Below are 3,389 nucleotides of genomic sequence, written 5' to 3' on the forward strand. Positions count from 1 at the left end.
GCTGCTTGTAGTAGTCACGCAGGGCCATCCGGCCGAAGGCCACGTGCCGGGCCTCGTCCTGCATGACGTAGGCGAGGATCTGCTTGGGCAGCGGCTTGTCGGTGGTGTCGCGGATCATGCCGAAGGCAGCGAGGGCGAGGCCTTCGATGAGGACCTGCATGCCGAGGTAGGGCATGTCCCACCGGGAGTCGCGCAGGGTGTCGGAGAGGAGCCCCTGGAGGTTGTCGTTGATCGGGTAGAGCATCCCGATCTTCTCGTGGAGGAAGCGGCCGTATATCTCGGCGTGCCGGGCCTCGTCCATGGTCTGGGTGGCCGAGTAGAACTTGGCGTCCATGTCGGGGGCGGACTCGACGATCCGGGCGGCGCATATCATGGCCCCCTGCTCGCCGTGGAGGAACTGGCTGAACTGCCAGGAGGCGTAGTGGCGGCGCAGCTCGCCCTTGTCCTTCTCCGAGAGCTTGGCCCAGTGGCGGGTGCCGTGGAGGGTCATGGCCTCGTCGGGGGTGCCCAGGGGGTCGTACGGGTCGACCTCCAGGTCCCAGTCGATGCGCCGGGCCCCGTCCCACTGCTTGTCCTTGCCCTTCCGGTACAGGGCGAGGAGCCGGTCGCGGCCCGTGTCCTCCATATCGTATTCCCAGGTGAAGCGGGCGCCGGCGCCGGGCGAGGGCACCTCCCAGCGCGGCGCTCCCGGGGGGTTCGCATAGAGGTCGTGGGTCGACACTGACGACTCCTTACTGCCGTTTCCGAGCAGGCTCACACGGTGTGGACGGGATGGACGACAAGTCCCGCGCGGGGGATTGACCCCCCTGCTGACGGGCAGTCTCATAAGGAGATACCCCGGGTAACCCCGGTCGATCCGTGGACGTGACGGCGAGCGCGACGAGGTGTCCTGATCATGACTTCCTTCACCGAGCCCGACTTCTCACTCCTCAGGGACGCCCTGGGGCCGCTGCGCGACCGGGAACAGGTCGCCGAGCGCCTCCTGGAGTCCTCCCGCAAGCACTCCTTCGACCCGGACACCGAGCTGGACTGGGACAGCCCTTTCGAGGACGGCGCGTGGTTCTGGCCGCCGGAGCTCGTCTCCCTCTACGACACGCCGCTGTGGCGGCGGATGTCCGAGGAACAGAGGATCGACCTCTCACGTCACGAGGCCGCCTCGCTCGCCTCGCTCGGCATCTGGTTCGAGATCATTCTGATGCAGCTGCTCGTGCGGCACATCTACGACAAGTCACTGACCAGTCATCATGTGCGCTACGCGCTCACCGAGATCGCGGACGAGTGCCGGCACTCGATGATGTTCGCCCGGCTGATCCGGCGCGGCGGGACGCCCGCGTACCCGGTACCGCGGCTCTACCACAACCTCGCGCGCCTCCTGAAGACCGTCTCCACCACCCCGGGCTCCTTCGCCGCCACCCTCCTCGGGGAGGAGATCCTCGACTGGATGCAGCGCCTGACCTTCGCGGACGAGCGGGTGCAGCCGCTGGTCCGCGGCGTCACCCGCATCCACGTCGTGGAGGAGGCCCGGCACGTCCGGTACGCCCGCGAGGAGCTGCGCCGCCAGATGGTGACGGCCCCGCGCTGGGAGCGGGAGTTCACCCGGCTGAGCTGCGGCGAGGCCGCGCGGGTCTTCTCCGTCTGCTTCGTCAACCCGGGGGTCTACGAGGCGGTGGGCCTGGACCGGCGGGAGGCGGTGGCCCAGGTGAGGGCGAGCGGCCACCGGCGCGAGGTCATGCGGGCCGGCGCCGGGCGGCTGACGGACTTCCTCGACGACATCGGCGTCCTGCGCGGCCCGGGCCGCCGCCTGTGGAAGTCCTCGGGACTGCTGGCCTGAGGTGCGGGGCGGCGGCCGGTCCCCCGCGCACCGGGGCCGGGGCGCGGGGGCCGGGGTTACGCTGCGGGCATGACGAGCGCCGCTTCTCCCGCGTACCGCAGGCTCGGCGTCGAGGAGCGGCGCGGCCAGCTCCTCGCCGCGGCTCTGGGACTCTTCGCCCACCGGCCGCCCGACGAGGTGTCGCTCGACGACGTCGCGGAGGCGGCCGGAGTCTCGCGTCCCCTCGTCTACCGCTACTTCCCCGGCGGCAAGCAGCAGCTGTACGAGGCGGCCCTGCGCTCCTCCGCCGACGTGCTGAACCGGTGCTTCGCCGAGCCGCCGGCCGGACCGCCCACGGAACGGCTCGGCCGGGTCCTCGACCGTTACCTGGCCTTCGTGGACGAGCACGACGCCGGGTTCAGCGCGCTGCTGCGCGGCGGCAGTGTCGTGGAGACCTCCCGGACGACCGCGATCGTGGACGAGGTGCGCCGGGCCGCCGCCGAGCAGATCTACGTCCACCTGGCGGTGGAGCGGCCGGGACCCCGGCTGCGGATGCTGGTGCGGACCTGGATCGCGGCCGTCGAGGCGGCCTCGCTGATCTGGCTGGACGAGGGCAAGCAGCCGCCGCCCGGCGAGCTGCGCGACTGGCTGGTGGACCAGCTGGTCGCCCTGCTCGCCGCCGGCACGGCGAGCGACGCGGAGACCGCCGAGGTGGTCACGCACCTGCTGGCCCAGGAGACGCCGGACGGCCCGGTGGCGAGCCTGGCCCGCCGGGTGATCCCGGTCGTGGGGAAGGCCGCCCATCTGCTGTGACCAAGGCGTCGGGAGAGACTGGAGGGGTGAGAAGCGAGAACACCCCTTTCCGCGGCGGTCCTCTGGACGGCCGGGTCCTGCCCATCCTGGTCGGGCCGACCGGTCACCCGCCCAAGTGGTACGAGGTGCCGGTGCCGGCCCACGACGGCCGGCCGCCGACCGTCTACGCGTACCGCCGCGAACCGGCCGGCTACACCAGGCGGCTGGGTCTCCAGCGCGGGTGGGTGTACGTGTACGCCCCCGAGGGGCGGGAGCGGCGCGAGCTCAAGTGGCCCTGGTCGAAGCCGGCCCCGGCGGCGGAGCCGCGGCGGGACCCGGAGCCGAACGGGTGATGCGGCGGGGCGCGCCCCGCTTCGTACGGTAATCGGATGAAGTGACGCGTCATCATCCCGGTGGAGGTGATGACGACGTGTCGCGACGGCTGCTGCGCACGGTCTGCACGGGGGTGCTCGCCGCGACGACCGCGCTGACGCCGGTCTCGGGCCTGTCGGAACCGGCGGGAGCCACGGCCGCGCCGGCCGGTCCGCCCGTGGTCCCGCCCGCCGGCCTGCGGGCAGGGTCCGCCGGGCCACCGGCGGGGGACCCCGCGGCCCCGGACGCCGACTCCGCCGCCGGTGCACCGGGCGGGCCACCTGTCACGGCACCGCCCGCGACGGCACCGGCTGCCGGTGAGCGCGCCCCCGGCGGACCGCCCGCACGGAAGCCCGCCCCCGGCGAGGAACGTCCCGCACAGGCGCCCGCCCCCGCCGAGCCGCCGCCCTCCGAC

General features: G+C 72.8%; 4 protein-coding genes and 1 pseudogene. 4 read left to right on the forward strand and 1 reads right to left on the reverse strand.

Going from position 1 to position 3,389, the window contains the following annotated elements:
- A partial coding sequence (locus RIF68_RS31610; protein ID WP_309054697.1) for a ferritin-like domain-containing protein occupies positions 1-721 on the reverse strand: 721 nt, incomplete at its 3' end.
- Between the two features lie 174 nt (positions 722-895).
- Between RIF68_RS31610 and RIF68_RS31615 the strand changes: the two genes are divergently transcribed.
- From RIF68_RS31615 to RIF68_RS31630, 4 genes and pseudogenes are all read left to right on the forward strand, one after another.
- The gene (locus RIF68_RS31615) at positions 896-1,831 is read left to right on the forward strand and encodes a diiron oxygenase (protein ID WP_309054698.1); all 936 of its coding nucleotides are present in this window, start codon (positions 896-898) and stop codon (positions 1,829-1,831) included.
- A gap of 69 nt (positions 1,832-1,900) precedes the next feature.
- Positions 1,901-2,623 (forward strand): TetR/AcrR family transcriptional regulator, encoded by a 723-nt coding sequence (locus RIF68_RS31620; protein WP_309054699.1) that lies wholly within the window; start codon positions 1,901-1,903, stop codon positions 2,621-2,623.
- 26 nt (positions 2,624-2,649) lie between these two features.
- On the forward strand, positions 2,650-2,955 hold the full coding sequence (locus tag RIF68_RS31625) for a hypothetical protein (RefSeq protein ID WP_309054700.1): 306 nt from the start codon (positions 2,650-2,652) through the stop codon (positions 2,953-2,955).
- A 77-nt stretch (positions 2,956-3,032) separates the two neighbouring features.
- A pseudogene (locus RIF68_RS31630) lies at positions 3,033-3,389 on the forward strand (glycoside hydrolase); the annotation flags it as partial.

Origin of the sequence: Streptomyces sp. (assembly GCF_031178505.1) — a bacterium.
GTDB classification, from domain to species: domain Bacteria; phylum Actinomycetota; class Actinomycetes; order Streptomycetales; family Streptomycetaceae; genus Streptomyces; species Streptomyces gulbargensis.

Coding starts and splice junctions, on each gene's coding strand:
- RIF68_RS31620 (WP_309054699.1), top strand. CDS start 1,901: ATGACGAGCGCCGCTTCTCCCGCGTACCGCAGGCTCGGCGTCGAGGAG.
- RIF68_RS31615 (WP_309054698.1), top strand. CDS start 896: ATGACTTCCTTCACCGAGCCCGACTTCTCACTCCTCAGGGACGCCCTG.